Source organism: Mesorhizobium sp. M2C.T.Ca.TU.002.02.1.1, from assembly GCF_003997225.1.
This window is the reverse complement of the sequence record NZ_RZTO01000942.1, coordinates 1-2,164: the sequence shown is the minus strand read 5'-3', so window position 1 is coordinate 2,164 and position 2,164 is coordinate 1. Positions and strand designations below refer to the sequence as shown.

The following is a 2,164-nucleotide window of genomic DNA, read 5'->3' as shown; positions in this document are numbered from 1 at the left end:
AGCCAGGCCAGCGGCTCATAGGGGTGACCGAGCGCATCGGCGCCCACCCCTCTGCCGATCTCGACACCGTCCTGGTAGACGACCGCTTCGACTTTCTCCAGCGCTGCCGGCGGGGCGACGAAATCGCCCAGCACCACGCCGGCATTCCACGAATTGTCGGCGACCAGCGAGCGGACATCCAGCACCGAATAATCTGCGTGGCGGTCGTCCACGACCTCGACCGCCGCACAGACGCCGTCGACCGCCGCGGCGACCTCGTCGCGCGTATAGGGCGCGGCGCGCGGCGCGAGATCGCGGCCGAGCCGGGCGCAGATCTCGAATTCGACGCCGAGATGGCCGTAACCGGTCAGCGAGAGCTTGGCTCCGCTGTGCATCACCCGCCGCCCGAAAACGGCGCCGGCGACGGGGTGGTCGATCCCGCACATGCTCTGCATGCTGTGCGAGGTCAGGCCGATCTTGTAACCGGCTATGCGGTCGTCGCCGATGATCGATCCGACATAGGCGTCCTGTACTTTGTAGGCGGAGGCAAGGTCCGACAATCCCTCGATCGTCACGAACTGCGTGTTGTCCCGATGGCCGCGCACCAGCGCTTGAGCCGCACCAACGATATCGAATGCCATGTCAGATCCCTCCATTTCCGTTCGACAATTCGCTCGCCGATTGCCGGACCAGTTTTGTCGTAAGCTGTAGACCACCAAAGGACGATGTTTTCTGCATCAGCATGTCCCTAGAGATTGGTCTCGTCGGGATTGAGCACCACCATCGTCGACGTCTCGGCCACCGACGGGATCGACTGCAGCACGTTGCTGATGAATTCGCGAAGCGCCGCGATGTCCTTCACCCATACCCGCAGCAGGTAGTCGATGTTTCCCGTCACCAGCAGGCATTCGGTGATCTCCGGGTGTTTCGCCACTTCGTCCAGAAACAGGCCGGCACCTTCGGGGCCCTGCTGTCCCAGGCGCACGGAAACCATCACGCAGACGCCGAGGCCCAGCGCCGCCGGATCGATACGGGCCGCATAGCCCTGGATCACGCCGGTTTCCTCGAGCCGCTTCAGCCGGCGCGCGCAGGGCGTGGGCGAAAGGCCGACGCGCTCGGCCAGATCCACCGTCGAGATACGGCCGTCCTGCCGCAGCTCGCGCAGGATGCGATGGTCGATGGCGTCCAGTGGGACCATGGCGCTTTCAGCTACAATTTCTCGATACCTTGGTGATTATGCGCGAAAGGCTGGCGATAACAACCGAAATTTATCGTGAATGCGCTTCGACAAAGCTATAAGCTCGATCGAAAATCAAGGAGGAGGCCATGGCCGCTTATATGATCTGCACGATGAGGGTCCACGATCCCGAGACGTACAAGAAGTACACCGCGCTCACCCCTGCCACGTTGAAGAAATATGGCGGGAAGTTCCTGACGCGGGGCGATCCGGTGACCACTTGCGAGGGTGAGACCTTCACCGACCGCATGGTCATCCTCGAATTTCCGGACGAGGCCACGGCCCAGGCCTGGTACAACGACACCGATTATCAGGCGGCGTCGAAGTACCGCCGCGCCTCTTCCGACCGCGGACGGATGATCCTGCAGCAGGGTCGCGGCGAAAGCGCGGCTCCCGACCCGCTCGTCTGAGCGGCCAGGCCGTTGAGCCGGCAAAGTGCGTCCTTCATGCATGTCGCCCAGAAGTGCGCAGCGGTTCTGGGATAACGACAGGCATAAAAACAAAATGCATGTCGCCCAGAAGTGCGCAGCGGTTCTGGGATAACGACATGCATAAAAACAAAAACTTGGAGTGCGATCCGGGGAACGCATCTTGCGGTCCCCGGAAAAGTTCATGCTACAAACGCGAGCGGGGCAGTGCGAGTTTTCCTTGAAACGCCGACCCGCTTCAGGTCGAATTTGCGAAGCGAAGTTTGGCTCCTTGGAGGCCGGTCATGAGGACCGAGAATGTGCAGGTCGCGCGGGAAGCGTATGAGAATTATGCGGAGTTCTACCGCAGGTCTTCCTATTCCGCCTTTCCCCAGCAGCATCGCACCATCGAGGGCACCGGGCGCTACAGCATGATACTGGTCGAGCAGGGGCGGCATGAGCTTGCCGACCCGGCCGTCGAGGAAGTCGTCATATCCACGCCGCTGTCGGCGCCAGCCTGTTCCTACGACTGGAACATGGG

The 2,164-nt window shown here is 61.8% G+C and carries 4 protein-coding genes; 2 read left to right on the top strand and 2 right to left on the bottom strand.

Features of this window, described 5'->3' with window-relative positions:
* Both EOD07_RS31780 and EOD07_RS31775 read right to left on the bottom strand, forming a co-directional pair.
* Positions 1–620: hydratase (locus EOD07_RS31780; protein WP_127238084.1), on the bottom strand; the 620-nt coding region annotated here is incomplete at its 3' end.
* 107 nt (positions 621–727) lie between these two features.
* On the bottom strand, positions 728–1,177 hold the full coding sequence (locus tag EOD07_RS31775; protein WP_040985726.1) for an Lrp/AsnC family transcriptional regulator: 450 nt from the start codon (positions 1,175–1,177) through the stop codon (positions 728–730).
* Between the two features lie 128 nt (positions 1,178–1,305).
* Between EOD07_RS31775 and EOD07_RS31770 the strand changes: the two genes are divergently transcribed.
* The gene (locus EOD07_RS31770) at positions 1,306–1,626 is read left to right on the top strand and encodes a DUF1330 domain-containing protein (RefSeq protein WP_052467793.1); all 321 of its coding nucleotides are present in this window, start codon (positions 1,306–1,308) and stop codon (positions 1,624–1,626) included.
* A gap of 302 nt (positions 1,627–1,928) precedes the next feature.
* A partial coding sequence (locus EOD07_RS31765; protein ID WP_206519622.1) for a hypothetical protein occupies positions 1,929–2,164 on the top strand: 236 nt, incomplete at its 3' end.